Below are 25796 nucleotides of genomic sequence, written 5' to 3'. Positions count from 1 at the left end.
ACGCCGCGACGCCACACGCCCCTGCGCACCGTCCCCCAAGCGGGAGTAGTCTGCATGCTTTACCAACTGCACGAATTCCAGCGGGCGATGCTGAGCCCGCTCACGGCCTGGGCCCAGGCCGCCTCCAAGTCGTTCGCCAATCCGTCCAGCCCGTTCTCGCTGATGCCCGGCGCGCCGCGGATGGCCGCCGCGTACGAACTGATGTACCGGCTCGGCAAGGATTACGAGAAGCCCGAATTCAACATTCACCAGATCGTCAAGGACGGCCACAACATCCCGATCGTCGAGCAGACGATCATCGAGAAGCCGTTCTGCCGGCTGCTGCGTTTCAAGCGCTATTCGGACGACGCCGATGCCGTCACGCAGCTGAAGGACGAGCCGGTCGTGCTGGTCTGCGCGCCGCTGTCGGGCCACCACTCGACGCTGCTGCGCGACACCGTGCGCACGCTGCTGCAGGATCACAAGGTGTACATCACCGACTGGATCGATGCGCGGATGGTGCCGGTCGAGGTCGGCCCGTTCCACCTGCACGACTACATCGCGTACATCCAGGAATTCATCCGCCACATCGGCGCGCGCAACCTGCACGTGATCTCCGTGTGCCAGCCGACCGTGCCGGTGCTCGCGGCAATCTCGCTGATGGCGAGCCGCGGCGAGGACACGCCGCTCACGATGACGATGATGGGCGGCCCGATCGACGCGCGCCGCAGCCCGACGTCGGTGAATTCGCTGGCTACGCAACACTCGACCGCGTGGTTCGAGAACAACGTGATCCACACGGTGCCCGCGAACTATCCGGGCGAAGGCCGCCACGTGTATCCGGGCTTCCTGCAGCACACGGGCTTCGTCGCGATGAACCCGGAACGTCACGCGCAATCGCACTGGGACTTCTACCAGAGCCTGCTGCGCGGCGACGAGGACGACGCCGAGGCGCACCGCCGCTTCTACGACGAGTACAACGCGGTGCTCGACATGGCGGCCGAGTACTACCTCGAGACGATCCGCGTCGTGTTCCAGGAATTCCGGCTCGCGGAAGGCACGTGGGATGTCGCAGGCGAGCGCGTGCGTCCGCAGGACATCAAGCACACCGCGCTGATGACGATCGAGGGTGAACTCGACGACATCTCGGGCAGCGGCCAGACGCACGTCGCGCATGAGCTGTGCACGGGCATCCCGCAGGACGACCGCCGCAGCCTGACCGCCGAGAAGTGCGGTCACTACGGGATCTTTTCGGGCCGCCGCTGGCGCACGATCATCTATCCGCAGTTGCGCGACTTCATCCGCGAGCATGCGCCGGAACCGAAGAACGGCACGACGAAGTTGCCTCCCGATGCACAGGACGCGACCACGATCGGCGCCGTGCCGGCCGCCACGCCGCAGCCTGAAACGACGGCGCGCGCCACCGCCGCGAAGCGCACTCGCCCGAAAGCGCCGGCCGTGACGGTCGCACCCGCCAGGACGGCCGTCGCGAAGGCCGCACCTGCCGCGAAACGCGCAGGCAGCACGCGCGCCAAGCCCGCGCGGGCGCGCAAGGCCGCCTGACGCACCGCGTCCCGACGCAAAAACGCCGCCGGTGCTTGCGCACGGCGGCGTTTTTTTATCCGGCGGTCGCGCTCGCGGCGACTCATCGATTCATCGACGCGTCGGTTCATCGGCGCGTCGGTTCGACGGTTCGTCGACTCAGCGCCGCAGCAGATACGCGAGCAGCAACTCGGTGTTCATCCTGACCATCTCCGCGCGCTCGTCGGCTTCGCTGAAGTCGCGGCCGAGCGTCGCGGCGAGCGTGAAGCGGTTCGACACGATGTAATAGCCGAGCCCCGACAGCGTCACGTAGAAGCGCAGCGGATCGACGTCGCTGCGGAACAGCCCGGCTTTCTGGCCGCGCATCAGCACGTTGCCGAGCTTCGCGACGATCGGCGACATCATCTCGCGGATCCGCGTCGACTTGTGCAGGTAGCGCGCTTCGTGCAGGTTCTCGTTGTTGATGAGCCGCAGCAGCTCGGGATGATCGCGGTAGTAGTCCCACACGAAATGCGCGAGCCGCGTGACGGCCTCGACGGGCGCCACGCCATCCAGGTCGAGCACGCGCTCGGCCTCGGTCAGCGCGGAGAACGCGTGTTCGAGCACGGCCGTAAACAGCTGCTCCTTGCTGCCGAAGTAGTAATAGAGCATGCGCTCGTTGGTCTCGGCCCGGCGCGCGATCTGGTCGACACGTGCGCCGAACAGCCCTCCACCCGCGAACTCTTCGGCTGCCGCCATCAGGATGCGGCGGCGTGTACCTTCAGGATCTCTTTTGATTTTTGGCTGATTCATGGTGGCGTTTTGCTATGTGAGCCGCGTGATCCTGATCCGGACCGGCACCCCCACCGCCTCGGCGCCGGCTGCCCTGGAACGAGCGCGCCGCATGCGGCCGCCCTCCTGCTGAGCCCCTGCAAAAAAGCGGTTCGATTATGCGCACAGACAGCGTCCAGCGCAATGCGGGAAATCGGCGATAATCAAGGTTTGGCAAACCTTTCCGGCCGCGCCAGACGCGGCCGAGAGCCATTCGGCGCTGCTGCGCCCGTTGTCACCGTGACTGATTCCAAGACCCTCGCGGATCGCATCGAAGATCTGCTTCCCCAGACGCAATGCACGAAGTGCGGCTATAACGGCTGCCGTCCGTACGCCGAAGCGATCGCCGCCGGCGACGCGAACTACAACCAGTGCCCGCCCGGCGGCGCCGAAGGCATCGCACGCCTCGCGCGCCTGCTCGGCAAGCCCGTGATCCCGCTGAATCCCGTCAACGGCGCCGAGCATCCGCGCGCCGTCGCGTTCATCGACGAAAGCCTGTGCATCGGCTGCACGCTGTGCATGCAGGCGTGCCCGGTCGACGCGATCATCGGCGCACCGAAACAGATGCACACGATCGTCGAATCGCTGTGCACGGGCTGCGACCTGTGCGTACCGCCCTGCCCGGTCGACTGCATCGCGATGGTCCCCGTGACCGACGAGCGCACCGGCTGGGACGCGTGGTCGCAGGAACAGGCGGACGCCGCGCGCGAGCGCCACGACCGCCGGCTCGCGCGCCAGCGTCGCGAACGCGAGGCCGCCGAGGCGCGCGCCGCCGCCCGCCGCGCGGCCAGCGCCGGCGCCGGCGCGGCCAAGGCTGCGCCGGCCGCGGAACAGCCGGGCGCACCGGGCGCTGCCCCGGCCGACGACGCCGACGCGAAGAAGCGCGCGATCATCGCCGCCGCGCTCGAACGCGCACGCAAGAAGAAGGAAGAACTGTCCGGGCAAGGCGCCGGGCCGAAGAACACCGAAGGCGTGAGCGCGGCCGTGCAGGCGCAGATCGACGCGGCCGAAGCCCGCCGCAAGCGGCTCGCCGAACAGCAGGCGCAGCGCGACGCCGAGGCCGCCGGCGACACCCGCGACGATCCGAACCACGACGACCGGAACGGCCCGTCCGCGCCGCCCGACAAGAACCGTCCATGAACGCCACGAAACGACACGCGATCTACGAAACGCTGCAAAGCCTCAATCCGCATCCGACCACCGAGCTCGAATACACGACGCCGTTCGAGTTGCTGATCGCGGTGATGCTGTCCGCGCAGGCGACCGACGTGTCGGTCAACAAGGCGATGCGCAAGATGTTCCCGGTCGCGAACACCCCGCGACAAATCGTCGCGCTCGGTGAAGAAGGCGTCGCCGACTACATCAAGACGATCGGCCTGTACCGCACCAAGGCCAAGAACGTGATCGCGACGTGCAACATCCTGCTCGAGCGCTACGACGGCGAGGTGCCGGCCGATCGCGAAGCGCTCGAGAGCCTGCCAGGCGTCGGCCGCAAGACCGCGAACGTCGTGCTGAACACTGCGTTCGGCCAGCCGACGATCGCGGTCGACACGCACATCTTCCGCGTCGCGAACCGCACGGGGCTCGCGCCGGGCAAGGACGTGCGGGCCGTGGAGGCCGCGCTCGAGAAGTTCACGCCGAAGGAATTCCTGCAGGACGCGCATCACTGGCTGATCCTGCACGGACGCTATGTGTGCAAGGCGCGCAAGCCCGAATGCTGGCACTGCGTGATCGAGCCGCTGTGCGAATTCCGGCCGAAGACGCCGCCGCCGAACGAGTGAGCGTCAGCCGCGGCTGACGCACTGCACGCGGCCGCTCGTGCCGCTCGTGCGCGCGGGCAGCGCGCGGCACGACCAGCGGACGCCATTGCGGCGCCCGCGGCTTGTCCCTGCCCTGCTATGCGTTGGACGTCGCCGTCGCGTCGTCGGCCGCCGCGCCGCCCGCGCGCACGAGCGCGAGCACGGCCGCGAGGATCGCGACGCCGCCGATCCACTGCAACGGCGACAGCGCCTCGCCGAACAGCAGCGCCGCGAGCGCGACCGTCACGACCGGCTCGAGCGTCGACAGCATCGACGTGCGCGCGGCCCCCAGCCGCTCGAGCCCGGCGAAGAACGCGAGCATCGCGGCGACCGTCGACACCAAGGCGATCGCGAGCATCGACGCCCAGCCGGCAGCCGTCGCCGGCCAGCGCGGCGGCGCACCGAACGCCGCGGTCCGCACGATCGCGATCGCGACGAGCGTCGCGGTCGCCGACAGGCAGATGACGGCGGTCGTCGCGAGCGGATCGACGCCGCGCGTCGCCTTCGTGCCGCCGACGATGTACAGCGAATAGATCACCGCGGCGGCCAGCGCGAGCGCGATGCCGAGCGGCTCGCCGTGGCCGCCGCCGACCATCAGCGCGGAGCCCGCGACGCAGAGCACGAGCGCGACCGCCTTCGCGCGCGTGAGGCGCTCGCCGAGCCACCATGCGGCCAGCAGCGTGACAAAGGCCGGATACAGGTACAGCAGCAATGCGACGAGGCTCGCCTGCGCATGCTGGAGCGCACTGAAATAGCAGAACGACTGCCCGACGTAGCCGAGCGCCCCCATCGCCACGAGCGGCGCGAGCGTGCGGCCGCGCGGCCATGCGACGCGGCGGTGCCGCGCGATCGCGGCAAGGATCGCGCCGCCGATCGCGAAGCGCACGATCAGCAGCCCGAGCACGTCGACGCCGGCCGCATACGCATAGCGGCCGAAGATCGCCATCGCGCCGAAGGCGGCGGCGGACAACGCGACATAGAGCGCGCCCTGTAGCGCGGCGGACGATGAGCGGACGGTGGCGGACATGATGGAGCGGTGCGAGCGCGACGACGGGAATCGTCGGAGTGTAGCGGCGCGGCGGCCGGCAGCCTAGCCCGCGCTTACCCGTTGCGCGGCGGCCGGCGCCGCGCCGGCCCGCACCTATCGGCCCGATGCCCGATGCCCGATCTCCCGATCTCCCGATATGCCTGATATGCCTGATATGCCTGATGTGCCCGATGCATCCGCTGCGCGCCGCAAGCGCCCCGCCGGCCCCACCCGCCGCCAGCGCCGCGCGCCGACCCGGCGTACAATGCGCGACGCGGCATGACGCCGCCCGAATCACGACGTTTCCCCACCATGTTCAATCCGAGTCGCGACGAAGTCCGTCGCTTTTTCACCGAGACCTGGCGCAAGCAGCGCGCCGGCGAGATCCTGACGCCGCTGGAAGCGATGGCAGCCGACTGGATCGTCGAGCATCCGGAATACCACGACGACCTCGCGGACGCCGACGGCGCCGCCGCGCGCAACTACACGCCCGAGGAAGGCCGCACGAACCCGTTCCTGCATCTGTCGATGCACCTCGCGATCAGCGAGCAGCTGTCGATCGACCAGCCGCCCGGCATTCGCGCCGCGCACGACAAGCTGGCCGCGAAGCTCGACTCGACCCACGAGGCGCAGCACATGATCATGGAGTGCCTCGGCGAGACGATCTGGGAAGCGCAGCGCACCGGCACGCCGCCCGATACGGACGCGTACCTGCAGCGCATCCTGCGCCGCGCGTCGCGCGACTGAGCGCCGCGGACAAAAAAATACCCCGCCGCGGCGGGGTATTCCGGCTGCACGGACCGGCAAGGTCCGGCGCGCTTACTTCTTGAAGACGAGATCCGTCTCTTTAAGCGACTCGATGTAGGCCGCGATGTCCTTCATGTCGCTGACCGACAGGTTCTGCACCTGCGCCTGCATGATCGCGTTGTTGCGACCGAGCAGCGGGTTCGTCAGCCCCATCTGGTACTGGCGCATCGCCCACACGAGGTAGTCGGCGTGCTGGCCCGCGAGGCGCGGATATTCTGCGTTGATCGGCTTGTTCAGCTGCGCGCCGTGGCAGGCCGCGCAGTTGTGCGACTCGACCAGCTCCTTGCCCTTCGTGGTGTCCGCCGCATGCGCGGTACCGATCGCGAGGCCGGCCGCCAGTGCAACCGCCGCCGTCTTGAATGCGTTGTTCATGAATGCTCCTGTCCCGCCGGTCAGATCGGCGGCGCGCGCTTTACTTGTAGGGATTGTCCTTCGTGTCGGCCTTCTGGACGGCGTAGTAAGCCGCCAGATCCGCGATGTCCTGGTCCGTCAGCGAACCGGCGATCGCGTTCATCGACGGGAAGTGACGATCTTTCTTGCGGTAGGCCTTCAGCGCGTTCTCGAGGTATTGCTGGTTCTGGCCGCCGAGGACGGGCACCCGGTAGACCTCCGGATACGCCGCGCGGTAATCCTGGATGCCGTGGCAACCGATACACATGGCGGCCTTGCTTGCCCCGTCCTTCGGGTTGCCGACCACACCGGCCGCCTGCGCGCTGCCCGCGAGCGCCACGAGCGCTGCGACAACGACGTGTTTGCCGACGAATTTGTTCATAGCTCTTGTAACCTAGCTTGAGGGGAAACTGGCGCCGAAGCGGCAACGGCCCGCGCCGTTTTGCTTGTCGGTCGCCACGCAGGCCAAAAAAAACGGCCAGATTGTACCGCGTCGGCGGGGAATGCGTCCATACGGCGCCCCGGTCCGCCCCGCCGCAGCCCCGCAACGATACGCGGCCCCGGCCCAACCGGACAGCCCTTCTGACTTATACTGGGTTTTTTTGCGACCAGGAAAGAGCGCCGCCATGCGTTTCGAAGGATCCTCGCACTACGTCGCCACCGACGACCTGAAGCTCGCGGTCAATGCCGCGCTGACGCTGCAGCGCCCGCTGCTGATCAAGGGCGAGCCCGGCACCGGCAAGACCATGCTCGCCGAGGAAGTGGCGGCCGCGCTCGACATGCCGCTGCTGCAGTGGCACATCAAGTCGACGACGAAGGCGCAGCAGGGCCTGTACGAATACGACGCCGTGTCGCGGCTGCGCGACTCGCAGCTCGGCGACGCGCGCGTGAAGGACATCGCGAACTACATCGTGAAGGGCGTGCTGTGGCAGGCGTTCGACGCCGAGCACCCGAGCGTGCTGCTGATCGACGAGATCGACAAGGCCGACATCGAATTCCCGAACGACCTGCTGCGCGAGCTCGACCGGATGGAATTCCACGTGTACGAGACGCGCGAGACCGTGCGCGCGAAGCACCGCCCGCTCGTGATCATCACGTCGAACAACGAGAAGGAGCTGCCCGACGCATTCCTGCGCCGCTGCTTCTTCCACTACATCCAGTTTCCCGATCCGTCGACGATGCAGCAGATCGTCGCGGTCCACTTCCCGGACATCCGCGAGGAACTGCTGCGCGCGGCGCTCGAGAGCTTCTTCGAGCTGCGCGCCGTGTCGGGGCTGAAGAAGAAGCCGTCGACGTCCGAGCTGCTCGACTGGCTGAAGCTGCTGCTCGCCGAGAACATCCCGGCCGACGCGCTGCGCGGCGTCGACGCGAAGCAGATCGTGCCGCCGCTCGCGGGCGCGCTGCTGAAGAACGAGCAGGATCTGAGCCTGCTCGAGCGGCTCGTCTACATGAACCGGCACAACCGGTAACCCACCCGCGAAGGCCCGGCCATGCTGCTCAATTTCTTCTACGCGCTGCGCGCAGCCAAGCTGCCCGTCTCGGTGAAGGAATACCTGACGCTGCTCGAATCGCTGAAGGCCGGGCTGATCTCGCCGTCGATCGACGCGTTCTACTTCCTCGCGCGGATGACGCTCGTCAAGGACGAGCAGTACTTCGACAAGTTCGACCAGGCGTTCGGCGCGTATTTCCACGGCGTGTCCGCCCTGCCTTCCGAGGCGTTCGACGTTCCGCTCGACTGGCTCGAGAAACGCCTCGAGCGCGAGCTGTCGCCGGAGGAAAAGGCGCAGATCGAAGCGATGGGCGGCCTCGACAAGCTGATGGAGCGCCTGAAGGAACTGCTCGACGAGCAGAAGGAACGCCACGAAGGCGGCAACAAGTGGATCGGCACCGGCGGCACGTCGCCGTTCGGGCACGGCGGCTACAACCCCGAAGGCATGCGCATCGGCGGCCCGTCGAACGGCAACCGCACCGCGGTCAAGGTGTGGGAAGCGCGCGCCTATCGCGACTACGACGATTCCGTCGAGATCGGCACGCGCAACATCAAGGTCGCGCTGCGGCGCCTGCGCCGCTTCGCGCGCGAAGGCGCGGCCGAGGAGCTCGACCTGCCCGGCACGATCCGCAGCACGGCCGCGAACGCCGGCTGGCTCGACCTGCGGATGGTGCCCGAGCGCCACAACAACGTGAAGGTGCTGATGCTGCTCGACGTCGGCGGCTCGATGGACGACCACATCAAGCGCACCGAGGAGCTGTTCTCGGCCGCGAAGGCCGAGTTCAAGCACCTGGAGTTCTACTACTTCCACAACTGCGTGTACGACCACCTGTGGAAGAACAACCGCCGCCGCCACGCGGAGCGCACCGCGACGTGGGACGTGCTGCACAAGTTCACGCCCGACTACAAGCTGATCTTCGTCGGCGACGCGACGATGAGCCCGTACGAGGTGCTGCAACCCGGCGGCTCGGTCGAATACAACAATCCGGAAGCCGGCGCCGTCTGGCTGCGCCGCCTCGCCGACCAGTTCCCCCACCATGCCTGGCTGAACCCGGAGCCCGAGCGGCTATGGGAATACCGGCAATCGGTCTCGATCATTCGCGACGTGCTCGGTCAGCGCATGTACCCGCTCACGCTCGCGGGCCTCGAAACCGCGATGCGCGCACTCAGCAAGTAACGAACCCACCCTGCAGACACGAAGGCCGCGTCCAGGCGGCCTCCCCCGGAGATAGCATGAACCCTTCGCCCACCGAGAGCGCTGGCCGCGCCGGCGGCCGCCGCTTTTTCACCGATACGTCCGTCTCGGCGCTCGTCGCCGGCTTCGTCGCGATGATGACGGGCTACACGAGCTCGCTCGTGCTGATGTTCCAGGCCGGCCGCGCCGCGCACCTGACCGACGCGCAGATCTCGTCGTGGATCTGGGCGCTGTCGATCGGCATGGCGCTGACGACGATCGGCCTGTCGCTGCGCTTTCGCGCGCCCGTCGTGGTCGCGTGGTCGACGCCCGGCGCCGCGCTGCTGATCGCGTCGCTGCCCGGCGTACCGTATCCCGAAGCCATCGGCGCGTTCGTCGTGTGCGCACTGCTGCTGACCGCGGTCGGCCTGAGCGGGCTGTTCGACACGCTGATGCGGCGCATTCCGGCCGGCATCGCTGCCGCCCTGCTCGCGGGCATCCTGTTCGAGATCGGCATCGAGATCTTCCGCGCCGCGCAGTTCCAGACCGCGCTCGTGCTCGCGATGTTCTTCACCTACCTGATCGTCAAGCGGCTCGCGCCGCGCTACGCGATCGTCACGACGCTGCTCGTCGGCACCGTGGCGGCCGGCGGCCTCGGGCTGCTCGACTTCAGCCGCTTCCACATCGCGCTCGCGCAACCCGTGTTCACGATGCCCGCGTTCTCGATCGCGTCGATCGTCAGCATCGGCATTCCGCTGTTCGTCGTCGCGATGGCGTCGCAGAACGTGCCGGGCATCGCGGTGCTGCGCGCGGACGGCTATTCGACCCCGTCGTCGCCGCTGATCGCGTCCACCGGCCTCGCGTCGCTGCTGCTCGCGCCGTTCGGCTCGCACGGCGTGAACCTCGCGGCGATCACCGCGGCGATCTGCACGGGCCCCGAAGCGCACGAGGATCACGCGAAGCGCTACACGGCCGCCGTGTGGTGCGGCACGTTCTACCTGATCGCCGGGATCTTCGGCGCGACGATCGCCGCGCTGTTCGCGGCACTGCCGAAGGCGCTCGTCGTGTCGGTCGCCGCGCTCGCGCTGTTCGGCTCGATCATGAGCGGGCTCGCGAACGCGATGCAGGACGTGAAGCAGCGCGAAGCCGCGCTCGTCACGTTCATGGTCACCGCGTCGGGTCTGACGCTGTTGTCGATCGGCTCGGCGTTCTGGGGCCTCGTCGCGGGGATCGTCACGCAGGTGATCCTGAACGCGCGTCGCCCCGCGTGATGCGGCGCGACGCCCGCCACGGCAGGCGCCGGACCCGCCAAAACGTGCCCGACACGAATCGGGCCTAAAATGATGGATCGAAGGCGGCGCCCGGCGCCGCCTCGCTTCGCCGCCGCGCTCGCGCGGCCCGTGAGAACCCGGCGCGCCGCGCCCTTCTTCCGAATCGCCATGACTACCGCACTCGACCAGCTGAAGCAGTACACGACCGTCGTCGCCGACACGGGCGATTTCCAGCAGCTTGCGCAATACAAGCCGCAGGATGCGACCACGAACCCGTCGCTGATCCTGAAGGCCGTCCAGAAGGACGCGTACAAGCCGATCCTCGAGAAAACCGTCCGCGATCATCGCAACGAAAGCACCGATTTCATCATCGACCGCCTGCTGATCGCATTCGGCACCGAGATCCTGAAGCTGATTCCGGGCCGCGTGTCGACCGAGGTCGATGCGCGCCTGTCGTTCGACACGCAGCGCTCGATCGACAAGGGTCGCGAACTCATCGCACTGTACGAGGCCGCCGGCGTCGGCCGCGAGCGCATCCTGATCAAGCTCGCGTCGACGTGGGAAGGCATTCGCGCGGCCGAGGTGCTGCAGAAGGAAGGGATCAAGTGCAACATGACCCTGCTTTTCTCGCTCGTGCAGGCCGCCGCGTGCGCGGAAGCCGGCGCGCAACTGATCTCGCCGTTCGTCGGCCGCATCTACGACTGGTACAAGAAGCAGGCCGGCGCCGACTGGGATGAAGCGAAGAACGGCGGTGCGAACGATCCGGGCGTGCAGTCGGTGCGCCGCATCTACACCTACTACAAGACGTTCGGCTACAACACCGAAGTGATGGGCGCGAGCTTCCGCACGACGAGCCAGATCACCGAGCTCGCGGGCTGCGACCTGCTGACGATCAGCCCCGATTTGCTGCAGAAGCTGCACGACAGCACCGAAACGGTGGCGCGCAAGCTGTCGCCGGACGCGCTGCAGGACAAGCCGACCGAGCGCGTCGCGATCGACGAGGCGTCGTTCCGCTTCCAGCTGAACGACGAAGCGATGGCGACCGAAAAGCTGTCCGAAGGCATCCGCGTGTTCGCCGCCGATGCGGTGAAGCTCGAAAAGCTGATCGACGGGCTGCGCTGAACCACGCCGCACCTGACGTGACGGCCGGCAGTTGAACTGTCAGCAACCCTGACAACAGCCGTCAGCAGCGTGACGAACGGCCGCGAACCGCGTGTTCGCGGCCGTTTTTATTTTTCATTCCATCGTCAGACGCGCGCACTACAATCCACGTCACGAGTGCGCCGGCCGCATCCCGGCGTGCTCTTCCCGGTCAATCTTGGAAGTACCCGCGCCGGCACCGACACGCCGGCCCGGTCAACAGGAGACAACGATGCAAGTCCAACCGTATCTGACGTTCTACGGCCGCGCGGAAGAGGCCCTTCAGTTCTACGAAAAGGCGCTCGGCGCGAAGACGATGTTCAAGATGCGCTTCAAGGATGCGCCGCCGAATCCCGAACACGCGATCACGCCCGAGATGGCCGACAAGGTGATGCATGCGAGCTTCACGATCGGCGACTCGATGATCATGTGCTCGGACGGCGACTGCAGCCAGCCGGCCGGCGCCGCGCATGCCGGCTATTCGCTGTCGCTGAACCCGGCGACGGTCGAGGAAGGCCAGAAGTTGTTCAATGCGCTCGCCGACGGCGGCGAAGTGACGATGCCGTTCGGCAAGACATTCTGGGCGCTCGGCTTCGGGATGGCGAAGGACCGTTTCGGCGTGCACTGGATGGTCAACGTCGAAGACCTGTCGCAACGCGAGGATCTCGTGAAACGCGCGCAGGGCTGACACCCGCGAAAACGCCCGCCACTTCGCAGTGACGGGCGTCGTTGCCGCTGCGCGATGCGCGGCCCGCGACACGCGGCCGCGCCGCCCGCATCAACCCTCGACGACGTCGAGATAGTCCTCCGGCCGCGTGCGATCCTCCGCATGCGCCATGCCCATCGCGCGCACCAGCACGCTCACCGCCACCGCCACCACCAGGTTCACGACCAGCGACCACACGGCCGCGTAGCCGGGAATCGCGAGGCCGAACAGGTGGATCGTGAAGATCGAGCTCGCGAGCTTCAGCGACACCGCCATCCACGTGCCGCACACGATGCCTGCCGCCCAGCCGGCCAGCAGGCCGCGATGGTCGAGCAGCCGCGTGTAAAGGCCGAGCACGATCGCGGGCAGCGTCTGGATGATCCAGATCCCGCCGAGCAGCTGCAGCTGGATCGCATAGGTGAGCGGCAGCCCGAGGATGAACGCGACCGCGCCGACCTTCACGATCAGCGACGTGAGCTTCGCGACGTGCGTCTCCTGGTCGTGCGTCATGTCGCGGTTGATGAACTCGCGGTGGATGTTGCGCGTATAGAGGTTCGCGGCCGCGATCGACATGATCGCCGCCGGCACCAGCGCGCCGATGCCGATCGCCGCGAACGCGACGCCGACGAACCACGACGGGAAATACTCGAGGAACAGCGCGGGCACCGCGAAGTTCGGGCCGAACGCCTTGAAGTACGGCGCGTACTGCGGCATGTCCTTCACGCCCGCTGCAAGCGCCATGTAGCCGAGCAGCGCGAGCAGGCCGAGCACGAACGAGTACGCGGGCAGCATCGCCATGTTGCGGCGGATCGAGTTGCCGGACGACGACGACAGGATCGCCGTGACCGAGTGCGGATACAGGAACAGCGCGAGCGCCGAGCCGATCGCGAGCGTCACGTACGCGCTGTAGCCGTTCAGGCTCGCCGCGTCCGGCGCCTTCAGCAGCAGCTTCGCGGGCGGCACGCTCGCGAAGATGTGGCCGAAGCCGCCGAGCTTCGCCGGGATCACGATGACCGCCGCGGCGATCGTGATGTAGATCAGGATGTCCTTCACGATCGCGATCATCGCGGGCGCGCGCAGCCCCGACGTGTACGTGTACGCGGCGAGGATCGCGAACGCGATGATCAGCGGCAGGTCGCCGACGAAGCCCGTCGTGTCGAAGCCGAGCGCGCCGATCACGACTTCGATGCCGACGAGCTGCAGCGCGATGTAGGGCATCGTCGCGAGGATGCCCGTCACCGCGATCGCGAGCGCGAGCATCCGGCTGCCGTAGCGTGCGTTCACGAAGTCGGCGGCCGTCACGTAGCCGTGACGCTTCGCGATGCTCCACAGCTTCGGGAACACGACGAACGCGAACGGGTAGATCAGGATCGTGTACGGCAGCGCGAAGAAGCCCATCGCGCCGGCGCCGAACACGAGCGCGGGCACCGCGACGAACGTATAGGCCGTGTAGAGGTCGCCGCCGAGCAGGAACCACGTGACGATCGTGCCGAAGCGGCGGCCGCCGAGGCCCCATTCGTCGAGATGGGCGAGATCGCCGCGCCGCCAGTTGGCGGCCAGGAAACCGATGATCGTGACACCGATGAACAGGAGCACGAAAACGAAGGTCGCGCCGAGATTCATCGCGCACCTCCCTGCGGGCCGCTCGCCTTCCACGCGTTCTTGGTCTTGAAATAGACGAACGCGGTAATCACCGCGCTAATGAAGACCCAAAGGAGCTGGTACCAGTAGAAGAACGGAAATCCGAACCATTGCGGTTCGATCTTGCTGTACGACGGTACCCACACCATCGCGATCAGCGGTAGTACCAGCAGCCAGAGCCAGCGCTTGGCGGCCCGATTGGCGTCGGCATCGTGAGCCATGACGTCTCCTCATCTTTCCCGGTTATCGATCTTGTCAAGCGGGTGCGGCGGCGAGAGGAGCGGCAAAACGGGTAAGCTGCGGCTCCCCTGGCTTCGCGCCAGTATAGGAGCCGCGAACGCGCGGTCAAGCGGGGGCGAACCCGAGGTGATCCGCCCCCAGTCATGCGGTTGCACCGGCATGCGGCCGGCGCATGAGCGTCAGATCGCGAACGAGGATTCGCGTGCGCCGATCGTTTCTTTCAAAGCTTTCACCCACTTGCGCGCGGGCAGCTTCAGCGTGTCCTCGATCAGTTTCGCGCGGGCTTCCAGCTGCGCGAACGACACGTCGAGCGCGGGGCCCGAGAACGCGATCGCGATCCGGTTGCCGTCGTGCACTTCGGGCAGCGCGATCACGCGATGGTCGAACGCCGCGTTCAGGTGCTTCATGTTGCGCACGAAGCTCGGATGGTCGCCGAACAGGTTGATCGTCGCGATGCCCGCGTCGGCGAGGCAGCCGCGCACCGCGCGATAGAACGCGACGCTGTCGAGCACCGGGCCGCGTGCGGTCGCGTCGTACAGGTCGATCTGCAGTGCGCCCGTCGTGCCGCGGTTGGCCGGATCGTTGACGAAGTCCCACGCGTCGGCTTCGTGCACGACGAGGCGTGCGTCGTCGGGCGGCAGCGCGAACATCGTGCGTGCGGCGACGATCACGGCCGGGTTCAGTTCGACGGCCTCGACCTTCGCGTGCGGCAGGAAGCGGTGCGAGAACTTCGTCAGCGCGCCGGTGCCGAGCCCGAGCTGGACGATCCGCTCGGGCGTTTCGAGGAACAGCAGCCACGCCATCATCTGCTGCGCGTATTCGAGCTCGATGGCGAGCGGCTTCGAAATCCGCATCGCGCCCTGCACCCATTCGGTACCGAAGTGCAGGAAGCGCACGCCGCGCTCTTCCGAGAACGTGACGGGCGCGAAGCGCGGCTTGCGCGGTGCGTCGAGGACGGGCACGTCGTCGTGTTCGTCGATCTCCGGGCGGCGCTTCACGCGCGGCGGCTGGAGCTGTTCGGAGCCGTTGTAGGCGGACGGCTTGCGTTTTTTGAACGCGCGCGCCTCGGCGGACGCGCGCTTGATCAGTCGGGTCATGATTGAATCTCGCTGGGTGACGCTGGATGAGCGGACGAGAGGATAGCATTGGTGGCGGTGGGAACCGTACCGAACGCCTGGTGATGCACGACTTCGACTTCACCGCGCCGTTGGCGCTACGCCGCGTTCATTGATCGAAGGAGGACGCATGACCTCGAACGGCAAGAAGATCTGGTTTCCCGCGAAGCGCAACGGCTGGGGATGGGGTTTGCCTGTCGCATGGCAAGGTTGGGTCGTGCTGCTGCTGTTCGCGACCGGGATCATCGCGAGCGCGTGGCTGGTGCCGCCGCACCAATCGCCGATCGCATACGGTGCCTGCATCGTGGTACTGGTCGCGCTGCTGACTGCCGTTTGCTGGCTCAAGGGCGAGAAGCCCGGGTGGCGATGGGGCAAGGACGATTGATCGTCCGGCGCGACACGCACGCACGTACGATCGCCGTTCTTCGGCAACGAACAACCCGCTTCCCGCCGTCATCGCCCCAAATCGATCGCCCTCTGTCGAACGGCTGAATTGCCCCGGCCTCCCCGCGACGCAAAGATGTGAAGGAACGGCCATCGGCCGGAAGATCACGCGCGCGCTCGCCTTCGTCAACACGCACCGCGGTGCCGCCGGCATCGCCCGTCGGCGTTCACCTCCAGCCTGCCCCGCCCTCACACCGCATGCGAACGGTCGCACCGGGTTCCTGCGCGCACCTTGAAAATATACCCAAATAGGGATAAATTCATCGATGGATCCGTACATCAAACCGCTGTACTGGCTCGGTTCGGCGCGCAAGGACCTCAAAGCGATGCCCGAAGCCGTGCAGGACACGTTCGGTTATGCGCTCTATCTGGCGCAGACCGGACGCAAGCACGAGCAGGCGAAACCGTTGCGAGGGTTCGGATCGGCCGGCGTGCTCGAGATCGTGGAATCGGAAGACAACGGCACGTACCGCGCCGTCTACACGGTGAAGCTCGGGAGCAGCGTCTACGTGCTGCACTGCTTCCAGAAGAAATCATCGTGCGGCATCGCGACGCCGAAGCCGGACGGCGATCTCGTCCGCGCACGCCTGAAAGCAGCCGAAGCACACGCACAAGGAGCAAGACGATGATCGAAATCGAACCGGGCAGCGGGAACGTCTACGCTGATCTGGGCATGCGCGATGCCGACGAAATGCGCGTGAAGGCTCAACTCGCCGCCAAGATCGCGGAGATCATCAAGGCACGCAAATGGACGCAGCAGCAGGCGGCCCGGTTGCTCGGCATGACGCAGCCGAAGCTGTCGAACATGCTGCGCGGGCAGTTTCGCGGCGTGAGCGAAACGAAGATGCTCGAATGTCTGGCGAAGCTCGGACGCGACGTGCAGATCGTCGTCGGGCCTGACCGTCAGTCCGAAGTCGAAGGGCACATCGAAGTCGTATTCGCCGCCTGACGGCAACGTCGTGCCGATGTTCCGGATTGCAGGGCGAGCGACGCGATCGCGTACTGCTGCGTCGCGACGCTCCTCTCCTGGCATCCTTGGTATGTCGATCGGGAGGATCGATGGATCGCCGCCATTTCCTCAAGTCGTCGACCTTTTTCACGGTTGCGGCAGCCACCGGTACGCTCGTCGTTCCGCTGTCGGCCCGATCTGCCGGCACCGCGCGCAAGGGCAGGTATCGGTTCCCGCAAGGCGTCGCCAGCGGTGATCCGCGCGATCGCTCCGTCGTGTTCTGGACGCGCTGCGTGCCCGTCGCCGAGAACGCGCGGCACCGCGCGAAAGGCGTCGCGCACACGATCCCGTTACGACTCGAAGTATCGACGCGGCCGGATTTCTCGACGCTCGTCGCCAGCGTCCCGTTGGGAGCACGCGCCACCTATGACTTCACCGTGCGCGCGAAGGTAACGCAGCTCGCACCGAATCTCACGTACCACTACCGGTTCGTCGCCGGCGGCGACGTGAGTGCCACCGGCGTCGCGCGCACGGCTCCGGATGCCGACGAGGCCAACCACCGCGTTCGCTTCGCATGGCTCACCTGCCAGGACTGGAGCATCAATCACTGGCAAGCCATGCGCCTGCTGGCAGCCGAAAGCGATCTCGATTTCGTCGTGCATGTGGGCGATTACATCTATGAGACGGTTGGGGCCTCGAGACCCGGCACGGTCGAGGCGGCGCACCCGCCGCTGCGCCTGCCTGACGGAAAGCCGCTCGCCGATGGCCGCGTGTATGCCGATACGCTCGAAGACTATCGGACGCTCTATCGCACTTATCGTACCGACGCGCGCTTGCAGACGCTGCACCAGCGCCTGCCGATGATCGCGATATGGGACGACCACGAATTTTCCGACGACTGCTGGCAGGATCACCAGGTCTACACCAACGAGGAAAGGCAGGAGACGCAGCGCCGCCGCAACGCCAGTCGCGCGTGGGCGGAGTACATGCCGGTGGACTGGAGCGACGTGCGCTTCGAACCGGACAATCCGTCGTACACCAACATTCGTATCTATCGCGAATTTCGCTTCGGCACGCTGATGCATCTCGTGATGACGGACGAGCGGCTGTATCGCGACGACCATGTCGTCAGCGAGGCGTCTGTCGCGCGTACACGCGGGCACGACCCGGTCAACGGCGACGACGCAGCCGGCTCGCGCTACTTCGTCAACCAGGGTGTGCTGCAGCGCCTGGAGGCGCAGGCTGCCGCGCAGCTTGGTCGCGCGCCGTCGATGCTCGGCCCGGAGCAGACGCAATGGTGGAAGGCCACGATGAAAGGTTCGCCCGCGACCTGGAAGGTGTGGGGCAACGAGGTGATGTTGAACCGTCTGTGGGCCGTGATGCCAGGCGCGCCGCAGACACCGGCAGCACGCCTCGTGGTCGATTGCGACGCATGGGACGGCTATCCGGCGCACAAGCACGAACTGCTCTCATACCTGAACGAGCAGGGAATCCGCAACGTCGTCGCGATCAGCGGGGACCTGCATGCGTTTCAGTGCGGCGTCGTGCGGGACGACCCCGACCCTGCAAAAGGCACGCCCGTGGCCGTCGACTTCGTCTGCGCAGGCATCAGCAGCGCGTCCTTCTATTCCTACCTGAAAGCCGCATGGAGCGGCACGCCGTTTGCATCGCTGGCCTCCACCCCGGCCAAACTCGACACCTTCCTGACGACGAACAACCCCGATCTGCGCCACGCCGACCACGACGCACAGGGCTATGCGTCAGCCACCGTCACGCCGGAGCTTTTTTGCGTGGTGTTCAACAAAGTAAGGCCGCTGAACCCGGACGGCACCGCGCCCGCGGAGGCCCTGCTCGACCGCACGCTCCTGACCGTGCCCAAGGACTCGGTCGAGGTGCGCGTCGAGCGCTTCTAGGGTCACGCTTCAGAGATGGCGCATGCTGGCGCTGCCATTTTGTTCAGTTTGACATCGGCGTCGATCAGACAGCATGCTGCTGTCGCACCTGCATTTTCTTTCGACGTGACCTGATACGCCGTAACGTCATCGAAGCCTGCCAACATCCGTTCCGGCCATACCGGCTCCATCACACGGGATTTCGTAATCATGAGTCACATCCACTTCATCGGCGGGGAAAAAGGCGGCGTCGGCAAATCGCTCGCCGCCCGTGTGCTGGCCCAGTATTTCATCGATCGGAGCGTGCCCTTCATGGGCTTCGATACCGACCGATCGCACGGCGCGCTACTGCGGTTCTATGCCGATTTTGCCGCGCCTGCCGTGCTCGACCAGCATGACAGCCTCGATCCGGTCATGGAATCGGCGCTCGAAGATCCGCAGCGGCGCATACTGGTCGACCTCGCGGCCCAGACGCGGCAGTCGCTCGCAAGATGGCTCGACGATTCGGACGTGCTGGATTTTGCCGAAGAACACGGCCTCACGTTGACGTGGTGGCACGTGATGGACACCGGACGCGATTCGGTCGATCTGCTGCGGCATTGGCTCGACGAATTCGGTGGACGCATCAGGCTGGTGCTGGTACTGAATGAAGTCCGCGGCGATCGCTTCGAGATTCTGGAGGCGTCCGGCGAACGCGAGCGGGCCGAGGCCCTCGGCGCCAGCGTGATTACGCTGCGCCGCCTGCCCGACACGACGATGCAGAAGATCGATCGTCAAAGCGCGAGCTTCTGGGCGGCGGTCAATCATCCCGACCGCGCCGCCACGGGGCTCGGCTTGCTGGAGCGGCAGCGCGTCAAGGTCTGGCTGCATCGTACTTATGAGGAGCTGGGTACGCTCGCGTTGTAGTGCGGGCCCCTGCGACGGCGCGGAGGGTGCGGCGCGTTGCCGGAATGGCTCATACACGGAAACCTGGAGGTTGCGATGGCCGATCACGACAGACTGCATCCACTCCGTCCGTTCCTGAAGAATTGGGTTTGGGAGCACGGCCGAATCGGGACGCGCTATCTCGACTGCGTCGATGGCGAAATCAAGTTCGATGCAGGCAAGAAATCGCATTTCGCTGCCGAGAAATATATCTACGTGCCGCTGGGCATGAACACTGACGACGACGCATCCGCGGAGGGTCCTGCGATCCACGAGGAAGGACTTGCCCGCTTTTTGCGGGCTGCGCAACTAGGCACGCCAGGGGAAGCCGGTTCTGTAGCGGAGGTTCAGCGCGCGGTGCAGGACTGCGTGGAGATCGGCCTGTTCAGCGCGTATCAACGGGAGGCTCGACAGGCGTTTGCCCGCTACGCGCAGGAAGCCATGTTCGACGACGAGATCCGCGCGGCGGTTGTCGACGACATCCGTCGAATTTACGTCGCCATGCGAGAGCAGCTGGCGCTGTACGATTTCAGTGTGCTCTACGGCTTGCCCACGCCGCTGCTGATCAGCGACACACCGTTCATCGACTGGCGCGTGAGCGCCAGTCCGGCACTTCCGTTCGTATCGCTTCCGCTGGGACCTTACTGCCTGCTGGTAGGCGCGCCGTCGGGCAGGAGTAGCCGAATCGGCCCGGTGGTCTGGAAGGCCGCTGCCGCGATGGGTCCGTTGAAGGACCACAACCGCCGGATCGAGGAGCACGCACGTCTGTGGCTGGTGGCGACCACCGACGACCAACTCGTCGCTGCACAAGGTCGCATTGCCGCGGCCAGGGGCGCCAGGCACCTGCCGCCGCCCACCTGATACCGCTTCACCGGATACTCGGAATCCGGCGCGCCTCAGGTGCGAAGGGCGCGCCAGAGCACCAGTTTCTGTTCGAACGACAACGTCGCATTCGCCGGACTCGACGAAGGCAACACGAGCGTTTCATAACCCGCCGCGCCGATCACATCGGCAAACCGCCCTGCCGTCTTGCCGTTGAAGCAGACTTTCTTCAGCAACGGCGCATGCTCGCGCAACGAAGCAAAGTCGTTCGGCTTCGCATTCCGGATCGCCGAATCGAGACTGCCTTTGCGATGGCATGCATCGAGCACGTCCCAGATGCCGATGCCGTGCGCAAGCACGCGTTCGAGCCGCGCGTCATACACGAGTTCGTGCAGCCCGGGTTCGCCGAGCACCGCACCGAGCAACCGCCAGAACTGGTTGCGCGGATGCGCGTAGTACTGCGCGGCATCGAGCGACGCCTCGCCCGGAAAGCTGCCGAGAATCATCGTATGCGTATGCGGCCCGACGACCGGCGGAAAGCCTTGCAGCATCACGCTGCTCCGCGCGGTCCGACGGAGCGCGGCCCGTCGCCGTGCGCATCGAGATGGCGCCACAGCGCGGGCAACATGCATTCGGTGACCATCAGCGGCTTGCCGCGCCGCTGGAACACCGAGCGCCGCGCGGCGAACGCATGCGGCGCGCGCACGCCCGCGCCGAGCGCATGGCTCGCGAGCGCATACAGCGGATGACCTGCGATCACGCGCCGGCTGACGAGCGCGGAGCGCTCGACCTGCGGATCGCTGTACAGCAGCTCCGCGAGCGGCCGCGTGCGCAGCCGCCGCATCGCCTGCCACACGCCCTTGCTGGCCGCGAGCGGCGCGATGCTGTGCGCGGCGACGTACGGCGTGCCGTCGACCGACAGGATCACCTCGCGAACCCACATCGGCGCGCGCGGCGCACTGTCGAGCGCGTCCGGCTCGTCGAACCACGGACAGTCGACGGCCTCGCGCGTCACGCGCACGCTCACGCTGCCAAGCCGCGCGAGATGCGCGGTCAGCGAACCGCCGCGCGTGAGCCAGTCGCGCTGGTCGAGCGTGCAGCCGGGCCGGGGCGTGTCGCGCCAGCCCGCCCGTGCGCCGTCGAATCGCATTCGCGTGTTCACGCGGTGCGCGACAGCAGCAGCGCGTTGGTCCGCTTCACGAAGCTCGCCGGATCGTCGAGCATCCCGCCTTCGGCCAGCAACGCCTGGTCGAACAGCAGATGGCACCAGTCGCCGAAGTTGGCGCTATCGGCGTTCAGCTGCTTCACCAGCGCATGCTCCGGATTGATTTCGAGGATCGGCTGCATCGCCGGCGCGTTCTGGCCGGCCGCCTTCAGCATCCGCTGCAGATAGCCGCTCATGTCGTTGTCGTCGGCGACGAGGCACGACGGCGAATCGGTCAGGCGGAACGTGACGCGCACTTCCTTCACCTTGTCGCCGAGCGCTTCCTTCATCTTCTCGACGACCGGCTTGATTGCCTCGCCCGCCTGCTCCTGCGCCTTCTTTTCCTCGTCGTTCAGCTCGCCGAGGTCGAGATCGCCGCGCGCCACGCTCGCGAGCGGCTTGCCGTCGAACTCGTGCAGGAACGACAGCATCCATTCGTCGACGCGATCGGTCAGCAGCAGCACCTCGACACCCTTCTTGCGGAACACCTCCAGGTGCGGGCTGTTCTTCGCGGCCTGCCACGTATCGGCGGTCACGTAGTAGATCTTGCTCTGCTCGGGCTTCATGCGCGACACGTAGTCGGCGAGCGACACGTCCTGCGCGTTGGTGTCGCCGTGCGTCGACGCGAAGCGCAGCAGCTTCGCGATGCGCTCGCGGTTCGCGTGATCCTCGCCAAGGCCTTCCTTCAGCACCTGGCCGAACGCGCTCCAGAACGTCTTGTACTTCTCCTTGCCGGCATCCTCTTCCGCGTTCGCGAGCTCCTCGAGCATCGACAGCGCGCGCTTGGTCACGCCTTCGCGGATCGCCTTCACGTCACGGCTTTCCTGCAGGATTTCACGCGATACGTTGAGCGGCAGGTCGGCCGAATCGACGACGCCCTTCACGAAGCGCAGGTATTGCGGCAACAGCTGCTCGGCGTCGTCCATGATGAACACGCGCTTCACGTACAGCTTCAGGCCGCCGCGGTAGTCGCGGTTCCACAGGTCGAACGGCGCGTGCGCCGGCACGAACAGCAGCTGCGTGTATTCGCTGCGGCCCTCGACGCGGTTGTGGGTCCACGTGAGCGGATCCTGGTGGTCGTGCGCGATGTGCTGGTAGAACTGCGTGTACTGTTCGTCGGTGACGTCGCTCTTCGAACGCGTCCACAGTGCGCTCGCCTGGTTGACCGTCTCGTCCTCGTCCTTCAGGACCATCTCGCCCTTTTCCTGATCCCACTCTTCCTTCTGCATCAGGATCGGCAGCGCGATGTGATCGGAATACTTCTGGATGATCGACTTCAGGCGGTGCGACGACAGCAGCTCGTCCTCGCCTTCGCGCAGGTGCAGCGTGATCTTCGTGCCGCGCTGCGCGCGCTCGATCGCGTCGATCGTGAAATCGCCCTCGCCCGCGCTTTCCCAGCGCACGGCTTCGTTCGCCGGCAGGCCGGCGCGGCGCGTCTCGACGGTGATCCTGTCCGCGACGATGAAGCCCGAGTAGAAGCCGACGCCGAACTGGCCGATCAGCGCCGCATCCTTCTGCTGGTCGCCGGACAGCTTCGTGAAGAATTCCTTGGTGCCCGAACGCGCGATCGTGCCGAGGTTCGCGATCGCCTCGTCGCGGCTCATGCCGATGCCGTTGTCCTCGATCGTGATCGTGCGTACCGCCTTGTCGAAGCCGATGCGGATGCGCAGGTTCGGATCGTTCTCGTACAGCGCGTTGTCCGCGAGCCCTTCGAAACGCAGCTTGTCGGCCGCGTCGGACGCGTTCGACACCAGTTCGCGCAGGAAGATTTCCTTGTTGCTGTAGAGCGAATGAATCATCAGGTGGAGGAGTTGCTTGACCTCTGCCTGAAAGCTCATCGTTTCGTGTGCCATGGATGCTGTTTCCTCTTACTTGAACTTGAATGGTGTAGCGCGGGTGCGCCGGCGCGCGATGCCGGCGGGCCCGTCAAGGACGACCGCCTGGCGCAGGCGGTTTGCGCGGGTATCTGGGGACGGGCGAGCGCATTTCAAGGGCGGCGTGCCGCCCGGCGTCACGACGCGCGCCGCGCCGCCGATTCGATATAGCGCGCGAGAAACCCCGGCAGCGCCGGATCGCCGCAGTTCGCGACATTGAAGCGCGTCCATGTCGACGACGACTGCTGCGGCGAGAACAGGCTCCCCGGCGTCAGCAGGAAGCCTTCCTCGTGCGCGGCGGCCGCGAGCGCATCCGAATCGACGCCCGTGTCGGCCCACAGGAACATCCCGGCCGCCGGCATCGTGAAGAGCCGCAGCCCGGTACGCTCGAGCATGCGCGCGGTCTTGTCGCGCACGCCGTCGAGCCGCGCGCGCAGCCGCTCGACGTGGCGCCGGTAGTGCCCTTCGGTCAGGATCTTGTACAACACGCGCTCGTTGAGCTCCGGCGTCGTCATCCCGACCAGCATCTTCTGGTCGGTGACCGCCTTCGCGATCTCCGGCGCGCAGGCGACATAGCCGACCCGCAAATTCGCCGCGAGCGTCTTCGAATAGCTGCCCAGGTAGATCACGCGCTTCAACTGGTCGAGGCTCGCGAGCCGCGTGGCCGAATAGCTCGGCGGGCACAGGTCGCCGTACACGTCGTCCTCGACGACGAGGAAATCGTACGCCTCCGCGAGCTTCAGGATCCGGAACGCCTGCGCGGCCGACAGCGACGTGCCGGTCGGGTTCTGCAGCACCGAATTGATCACGAGCATCTTCGGCCGCCACATCTGCACGAGCGTTTCCAGCGCGTCGAGATCGGGGCCGTCCGGCGTATAGGGCATCCCGACCAGTTGCGCGCCCTGCGACGCGAAGCGGCCGAACATCTGGAACCACGCGGGATCGCCGACGATCACCGCATCGCCGGGACGCACGTAGATCCGCGAGATCAGGTCGATCGCCTGCGTGATGCCCGACACCAGCACGAGCTGCTCGGGCTTCGCGCCGATCTCGACTTCCGCGAGCCGCGTCTGCAGCTGCTGGCGCAGCGGCAGGAAACCCTGCGCGGTGCCGAAACCGAGCATCTGCGCGCCGGACTGGCGCCCGAGCGCGCGCAGCGCACCGGTGATCAGCTCGCCGTCGAGCCAGCGGCCCGGCAGGTAGCCGAGACCCGGCCCTTTTTCCGGGCTGGCGGTATGCAGCATGTTGCGCAGCAGCCAGACCACGTCGATCGTGTTGTGCACCGGCGCGGCCTCGGCCACGCGCACCACGTTGTCGGCCGGCAGCGGGCCGGTGGCCGTGCGCTCGCGCACGTAAAAGCCCGAGCCGCGCCGCGAGTCGAGGTAGCCCTGCGCGACGAGCCGTTCGTACGCTTCCACCACGGTGAAGCGCGACACGCTCTTGTCGAGCGCGAGCTTGCGGATCGACGGCATCCGCATGCCGGGCCGGAACACGCGTTCGTCGATGCGGCGCCGCGCCCACTGGACGAGCTGGTCGACGAGCGTGAGCGTGGCCGTATCGTGCGGCGCGGGAATCTGGGCGAGTGGGACGGTGGACATGGGCGGCGGCTCCAACTGTACCGAAGGCTATCGCGCCGATTGTACCGTTACTGTGCCGGTGCCGACGATTACAGTTGACCGGAATGGCGATCGTGCGGCCGCCGTTCCGGCCCTGCCGTATGCGGCGCAGCCCCGTCCGGCCTGCATTCGCGGCCGGACACCGGTCGGCCGCCCAACCGTCCCGCGCGTCGCCCGCCCACCATGACACTTTCGCTTCCCGACCGACGTTCATGCCAGCCCGCTCCCTGACCCTCGACCATCTCGTGATCGCCGCGCGTACGCTCGACGAAGGCGTGCGCCACGTCGCCGACGCGCTCGGCATCGAACCGGCCGGCGGCGGCCGCCATCCGCTGATGCGCACCCACAACGCGCTGTTCGGCGCGTGGGGCGGGCTGTACCTCGAAGTGATCGCGATCGATCCCGACGCGCCCATGGCAGGCGACGACGCCACGCCGCCGCGCGCGCGGCTGTTCGGCCTCGACGATCCGGCGATGCACGCGCGGCTCGCGCAGGGCCCGTTCCTCGCGCACTGGGTCGCGCGCGTCGACCGCCCGCGCCGGCTCGCGCTGTGGCAAAGCCAGTACCCGACGCGCATCGCACCGGTCGTCGCGATGCGGCGCGGCGACCTGAGCTGGGGCCTCACGGTGCCCGACGACGGCGCGTTCCCCGCATGGCAAGGCGCCGGCGACGGCCTCGTGCCGTCGCTGATCCAGTGGGACAGCCCGCGCCATCCGGCCGAATCGCTGCCGGACAACGGCGTCGCGCTGAAGGCGCTCAAGGGCGTCCACCCGCGTGCGGATGCCGTCCGCGAGCAGCTCGACTGGCTCGGCGCCGGCCATCTGCTCGACCTCGACACCGGCGACGGCCCGCCGGCGCTCGTCGCCGAATTCGACACGCCGCAGGGCGCACGCACGCTGCGCTGACCGCCCCGGCGCCCTTTCGATTACCCGAACCCTGCA

The 25796-nt window shown here is 66.8% G+C and carries 28 protein-coding genes; 16 read left to right on the top strand and 12 right to left on the bottom strand.

Features of this window, described 5'->3' with window-relative positions; translation table 11 throughout:
* The first annotated feature begins 54 nt into the window (after positions 1-54).
* Positions 55-1542 (top strand): polyhydroxyalkanoate depolymerase, encoded by a 1488-nt coding sequence (locus DIE17_RS19025; protein WP_124487192.1) that lies wholly within the window; start codon positions 55-57, stop codon positions 1540-1542.
* A 138-nt stretch (positions 1543-1680) separates the two neighbouring features.
* On the opposite strand, the gene DIE17_RS19020 is transcribed toward DIE17_RS19025, so the two are convergent.
* On the bottom strand, positions 1681-2313 hold the full coding sequence (locus DIE17_RS19020) for a TetR family transcriptional regulator (protein ID WP_044849194.1): 633 nt from the start codon (positions 2311-2313) through the stop codon (positions 1681-1683).
* 162 nt (positions 2314-2475) lie between these two features.
* Here DIE17_RS19020 and rsxB point away from each other — a divergent pair, with 162 nt between their 5' ends.
* Positions 2476-3471 (top strand): electron transport complex subunit RsxB, encoded by a 996-nt coding sequence (rsxB, locus tag DIE17_RS19015; RefSeq protein ID WP_124521603.1) that lies wholly within the window; start codon positions 2476-2478, stop codon positions 3469-3471.
* Complete coding sequence (gene nth / locus DIE17_RS19010) at positions 3468-4112, top strand: endonuclease III (RefSeq protein WP_124921217.1); 645 nt, start codon at positions 3468-3470, stop codon at positions 4110-4112. Before rsxB ends, nth begins: the two co-directional genes overlap by 4 nt.
* Positions 4113-4227: 115 nt before the next feature.
* Here nth and DIE17_RS19005 read toward each other — a convergent pair whose 3' ends face one another.
* A complete protein-coding gene (locus tag DIE17_RS19005) occupies positions 4228-5157 on the bottom strand; it encodes a DMT family transporter (protein ID WP_124487189.1) in 930 nt (309 codons plus the stop codon).
* Positions 5158-5436: 279 nt separating this feature from the next.
* Between DIE17_RS19005 and DIE17_RS19000 the strand changes: the two genes are divergently transcribed.
* The gene (locus DIE17_RS19000) at positions 5437-5904 is read left to right on the top strand and encodes a DUF1841 family protein (RefSeq protein ID WP_374692714.1); all 468 of its coding nucleotides are present in this window, start codon (positions 5437-5439) and stop codon (positions 5902-5904) included.
* Positions 5905-5976: 72 nt separating this feature from the next.
* Here DIE17_RS19000 and DIE17_RS18995 read toward each other — a convergent pair whose 3' ends face one another.
* Together DIE17_RS18995 and DIE17_RS18990 are read right to left on the bottom strand one after the other, a co-directional pair.
* Positions 5977-6336, bottom strand: coding sequence for a c-type cytochrome (locus DIE17_RS18995; RefSeq protein ID WP_011885615.1), 360 nt, complete (start codon positions 6334-6336; stop codon positions 5977-5979).
* A gap of 40 nt (positions 6337-6376) precedes the next feature.
* On the bottom strand, positions 6377-6736 hold the full coding sequence (locus DIE17_RS18990; RefSeq protein ID WP_011352793.1) for a c-type cytochrome: 360 nt from the start codon (positions 6734-6736) through the stop codon (positions 6377-6379).
* 244 nt (positions 6737-6980) lie between these two features.
* Here DIE17_RS18990 and DIE17_RS18985 point away from each other — a divergent pair, with 244 nt between their 5' ends.
* From DIE17_RS18985 to DIE17_RS18965, 5 genes are all read left to right on the top strand, one after another.
* Positions 6981-7823, top strand: coding sequence for a MoxR family ATPase (locus tag DIE17_RS18985; protein WP_124487188.1), 843 nt, complete (start codon positions 6981-6983; stop codon positions 7821-7823).
* Between the two features lie 21 nt (positions 7824-7844).
* The gene (locus tag DIE17_RS18980; RefSeq protein ID WP_124521601.1) at positions 7845-9020 is read left to right on the top strand and encodes a VWA domain-containing protein; all 1176 of its coding nucleotides are present in this window, start codon (positions 7845-7847) and stop codon (positions 9018-9020) included.
* Between the two features lie 56 nt (positions 9021-9076).
* Positions 9077-10288, top strand: a complete 1212-nt coding sequence (locus DIE17_RS18975; RefSeq protein WP_124921216.1) for a benzoate/H(+) symporter BenE family transporter — start codon at positions 9077-9079, stop codon at positions 10286-10288.
* A 168-nt stretch (positions 10289-10456) separates the two neighbouring features.
* Complete coding sequence (tal, locus tag DIE17_RS18970) at positions 10457-11410, top strand: transaldolase (protein WP_044846440.1); 954 nt, start codon at positions 10457-10459, stop codon at positions 11408-11410.
* Positions 11411-11660: 250 nt separating this feature from the next.
* On the top strand, positions 11661-12116 hold the full coding sequence (locus tag DIE17_RS18965; protein ID WP_124487186.1) for a VOC family protein: 456 nt from the start codon (positions 11661-11663) through the stop codon (positions 12114-12116).
* 90 nt (positions 12117-12206) lie between these two features.
* On the opposite strand, the gene mctP is transcribed toward DIE17_RS18965, so the two are convergent.
* From mctP to DIE17_RS18950, 3 genes are all read right to left on the bottom strand, one after another.
* Positions 12207-13757, bottom strand: a complete 1551-nt coding sequence (mctP, locus tag DIE17_RS18960; protein ID WP_044846438.1) for a monocarboxylate uptake permease MctP — start codon at positions 13755-13757, stop codon at positions 12207-12209.
* The gene (locus DIE17_RS18955) at positions 13754-13996 is read right to left on the bottom strand and encodes a DUF3311 domain-containing protein (RefSeq protein WP_011657556.1); all 243 of its coding nucleotides are present in this window, start codon (positions 13994-13996) and stop codon (positions 13754-13756) included. Before DIE17_RS18955 ends, mctP begins: the two co-directional genes overlap by 4 nt.
* A gap of 198 nt (positions 13997-14194) precedes the next feature.
* Positions 14195-15112, bottom strand: a complete 918-nt coding sequence (locus tag DIE17_RS18950; protein ID WP_124487185.1) for a spermidine synthase — start codon at positions 15110-15112, stop codon at positions 14195-14197.
* A 148-nt stretch (positions 15113-15260) separates the two neighbouring features.
* Here DIE17_RS18950 and DIE17_RS18945 point away from each other — a divergent pair, with 148 nt between their 5' ends.
* The 4 genes from DIE17_RS18945 (at position 15261) to DIE17_RS18930 (ending at position 18436) form a co-directional block, all read left to right on the top strand.
* Positions 15261-15515 carry a hypothetical protein gene (locus DIE17_RS18945; protein ID WP_124487184.1) on the top strand — a complete coding sequence of 85 codons (255 nt, stop codon included), beginning with the start codon at positions 15261-15263 and terminating at the stop codon, positions 15513-15515.
* A 325-nt stretch (positions 15516-15840) separates the two neighbouring features.
* Positions 15841-16203 carry a type II toxin-antitoxin system RelE/ParE family toxin gene (locus tag DIE17_RS18940; RefSeq protein ID WP_044846435.1) on the top strand — a complete coding sequence of 121 codons (363 nt, stop codon included), beginning with the start codon at positions 15841-15843 and terminating at the stop codon, positions 16201-16203.
* Entirely contained in the window at positions 16200-16523 is a 324-nt protein-coding gene (locus DIE17_RS18935) for a helix-turn-helix domain-containing protein (protein ID WP_039319579.1), read from the top strand. Before DIE17_RS18940 ends, DIE17_RS18935 begins: the two co-directional genes overlap by 4 nt.
* A 110-nt stretch (positions 16524-16633) precedes the next feature.
* Complete coding sequence (locus DIE17_RS18930; protein ID WP_124521599.1) at positions 16634-18436, top strand: alkaline phosphatase; 1803 nt, start codon at positions 16634-16636, stop codon at positions 18434-18436.
* A 2-nt stretch (positions 18437-18438) separates the two neighbouring features.
* On the opposite strand, the gene DIE17_RS18925 is transcribed toward DIE17_RS18930, so the two are convergent.
* Positions 18439-18627: a hypothetical protein gene (locus tag DIE17_RS18925; RefSeq protein ID WP_124521597.1), complete on the bottom strand. Its 189-nt coding sequence runs from the start codon at positions 18625-18627 to the stop codon at positions 18439-18441.
* Here DIE17_RS18925 and DIE17_RS18920 point away from each other — a divergent pair.
* A complete protein-coding gene (locus DIE17_RS18920) occupies positions 18626-19321 on the top strand; it encodes a mobilization protein (RefSeq protein WP_039319584.1) in 696 nt (231 codons plus the stop codon). The two genes, DIE17_RS18925 and DIE17_RS18920, sit on opposite strands and share 2 nt — an antisense overlap.
* Before the next feature lie 75 nt (positions 19322-19396).
* Positions 19397-20200 (top strand): hypothetical protein, encoded by an 804-nt coding sequence (locus tag DIE17_RS18915; RefSeq protein WP_124487181.1) that lies wholly within the window; start codon positions 19397-19399, stop codon positions 20198-20200.
* A 35-nt stretch (positions 20201-20235) separates the two neighbouring features.
* On the opposite strand, the gene DIE17_RS18910 is transcribed toward DIE17_RS18915, so the two are convergent.
* The 4 genes from DIE17_RS18910 to DIE17_RS18895 all read right to left on the bottom strand — a co-directional run bounded on the left by DIE17_RS18910 (position 20236) and on the right by DIE17_RS18895 (position 24837).
* Complete coding sequence (locus tag DIE17_RS18910; protein WP_044846432.1) at positions 20236-20712, bottom strand: DNA-deoxyinosine glycosylase; 477 nt, start codon at positions 20710-20712, stop codon at positions 20236-20238.
* Positions 20712-21311 (bottom strand): chorismate--pyruvate lyase family protein, encoded by a 600-nt coding sequence (locus DIE17_RS18905; protein WP_044846453.1) that lies wholly within the window; start codon positions 21309-21311, stop codon positions 20712-20714. Before DIE17_RS18905 ends, DIE17_RS18910 begins: the two co-directional genes overlap by 1 nt.
* A gap of 8 nt (positions 21312-21319) precedes the next feature.
* The gene (htpG, locus tag DIE17_RS18900) at positions 21320-23218 is read right to left on the bottom strand and encodes a molecular chaperone HtpG (protein WP_124521595.1); all 1899 of its coding nucleotides are present in this window, start codon (positions 23216-23218) and stop codon (positions 21320-21322) included.
* 158 nt (positions 23219-23376) lie between these two features.
* Positions 23377-24837 carry a PLP-dependent aminotransferase family protein gene (locus tag DIE17_RS18895; RefSeq protein WP_124487178.1) on the bottom strand — a complete coding sequence of 487 codons (1461 nt, stop codon included), beginning with the start codon at positions 24835-24837 and terminating at the stop codon, positions 23377-23379.
* A gap of 230 nt (positions 24838-25067) precedes the next feature.
* Here DIE17_RS18895 and DIE17_RS18890 point away from each other — a divergent pair, with 230 nt between their 5' ends.
* Complete coding sequence (locus tag DIE17_RS18890) at positions 25068-25760, top strand: VOC family protein (protein WP_124521593.1); 693 nt, start codon at positions 25068-25070, stop codon at positions 25758-25760.
* The last annotated feature ends 36 nt before the right edge of the window (positions 25761-25796 follow it).

It is taken from the genome of Burkholderia sp. Bp9099 (genome assembly GCF_003857805.1).
Lineage (GTDB): Bacteria > Pseudomonadota > Gammaproteobacteria > Burkholderiales > Burkholderiaceae > Burkholderia.
Note: the sequence above shows the minus strand (reverse complement) of the source record. Positions and strands in the feature narration are given on the sequence as shown.

Bases quoted from the DNA above. Each gene is read 5' to 3' on its own strand.
- DIE17_RS19025 (WP_124487192.1), top strand. From the start codon at position 55: ATGCTTTACCAACTGCACGAATTCCAGCGGGCGATGCTGAGCCCGCTC.
- DIE17_RS19020 (WP_044849194.1), bottom strand. From the start codon at position 2,313: ATGAATCAGCCAAAAATCAAAAGAGATCCTGAAGGTACACGCCGCCGC.
- rsxB (WP_124521603.1), top strand. From the start codon at position 2,476: ATGCGGGAAATCGGCGATAATCAAGGTTTGGCAAACCTTTCCGGCCGC.
- nth (WP_124921217.1), top strand. From the start codon at position 3,468: ATGAACGCCACGAAACGACACGCGATCTACGAAACGCTGCAAAGCCTC.
- DIE17_RS19005 (WP_124487189.1), bottom strand. From the start codon at position 5,157: ATGTCCGCCACCGTCCGCTCATCGTCCGCCGCGCTACAGGGCGCGCTC.
- DIE17_RS19000 (WP_374692714.1), top strand. From the start codon at position 5,437: ATGACGCCGCCCGAATCACGACGTTTCCCCACCATGTTCAATCCGAGT.
- DIE17_RS18995 (WP_011885615.1), bottom strand. From the start codon at position 6,336: ATGAACAACGCATTCAAGACGGCGGCGGTTGCACTGGCGGCCGGCCTC.
- DIE17_RS18990 (WP_011352793.1), bottom strand. From the start codon at position 6,736: ATGAACAAATTCGTCGGCAAACACGTCGTTGTCGCAGCGCTCGTGGCG.
- DIE17_RS18985 (WP_124487188.1), top strand. From the start codon at position 6,981: ATGCGTTTCGAAGGATCCTCGCACTACGTCGCCACCGACGACCTGAAG.
- DIE17_RS18980 (WP_124521601.1), top strand. From the start codon at position 7,845: ATGCTGCTCAATTTCTTCTACGCGCTGCGCGCAGCCAAGCTGCCCGTC.
- DIE17_RS18975 (WP_124921216.1), top strand. From the start codon at position 9,077: ATGAACCCTTCGCCCACCGAGAGCGCTGGCCGCGCCGGCGGCCGCCGC.
- tal (WP_044846440.1), top strand. From the start codon at position 10,457: ATGACTACCGCACTCGACCAGCTGAAGCAGTACACGACCGTCGTCGCC.
- DIE17_RS18965 (WP_124487186.1), top strand. From the start codon at position 11,661: ATGCAAGTCCAACCGTATCTGACGTTCTACGGCCGCGCGGAAGAGGCC.
- mctP (WP_044846438.1), bottom strand. From the start codon at position 13,757: ATGAATCTCGGCGCGACCTTCGTTTTCGTGCTCCTGTTCATCGGTGTC.
- DIE17_RS18955 (WP_011657556.1), bottom strand. From the start codon at position 13,996: ATGGCTCACGATGCCGACGCCAATCGGGCCGCCAAGCGCTGGCTCTGG.
- DIE17_RS18950 (WP_124487185.1), bottom strand. From the start codon at position 15,112: ATGACCCGACTGATCAAGCGCGCGTCCGCCGAGGCGCGCGCGTTCAAA.
- DIE17_RS18945 (WP_124487184.1), top strand. From the start codon at position 15,261: ATGACCTCGAACGGCAAGAAGATCTGGTTTCCCGCGAAGCGCAACGGC.
- DIE17_RS18940 (WP_044846435.1), top strand. From the start codon at position 15,841: ATGGATCCGTACATCAAACCGCTGTACTGGCTCGGTTCGGCGCGCAAG.
- DIE17_RS18935 (WP_039319579.1), top strand. From the start codon at position 16,200: ATGATCGAAATCGAACCGGGCAGCGGGAACGTCTACGCTGATCTGGGC.
- DIE17_RS18930 (WP_124521599.1), top strand. From the start codon at position 16,634: ATGGATCGCCGCCATTTCCTCAAGTCGTCGACCTTTTTCACGGTTGCG.
- DIE17_RS18920 (WP_039319584.1), top strand. From the start codon at position 18,626: ATGAGTCACATCCACTTCATCGGCGGGGAAAAAGGCGGCGTCGGCAAA.
- DIE17_RS18925 (WP_124521597.1), bottom strand. From the start codon at position 18,627: ATGATTACGAAATCCCGTGTGATGGAGCCGGTATGGCCGGAACGGATG.
- DIE17_RS18915 (WP_124487181.1), top strand. From the start codon at position 19,397: ATGGCCGATCACGACAGACTGCATCCACTCCGTCCGTTCCTGAAGAAT.
- DIE17_RS18910 (WP_044846432.1), bottom strand. From the start codon at position 20,712: ATGCTGCAAGGCTTTCCGCCGGTCGTCGGGCCGCATACGCATACGATG.
- DIE17_RS18905 (WP_044846453.1), bottom strand. From the start codon at position 21,311: ATGCGATTCGACGGCGCACGGGCGGGCTGGCGCGACACGCCCCGGCCC.
- htpG (WP_124521595.1), bottom strand. From the start codon at position 23,218: ATGGCACACGAAACGATGAGCTTTCAGGCAGAGGTCAAGCAACTCCTC.
- DIE17_RS18895 (WP_124487178.1), bottom strand. From the start codon at position 24,837: ATGTCCACCGTCCCACTCGCCCAGATTCCCGCGCCGCACGATACGGCC.
- DIE17_RS18890 (WP_124521593.1), top strand. From the start codon at position 25,068: ATGCCAGCCCGCTCCCTGACCCTCGACCATCTCGTGATCGCCGCGCGT.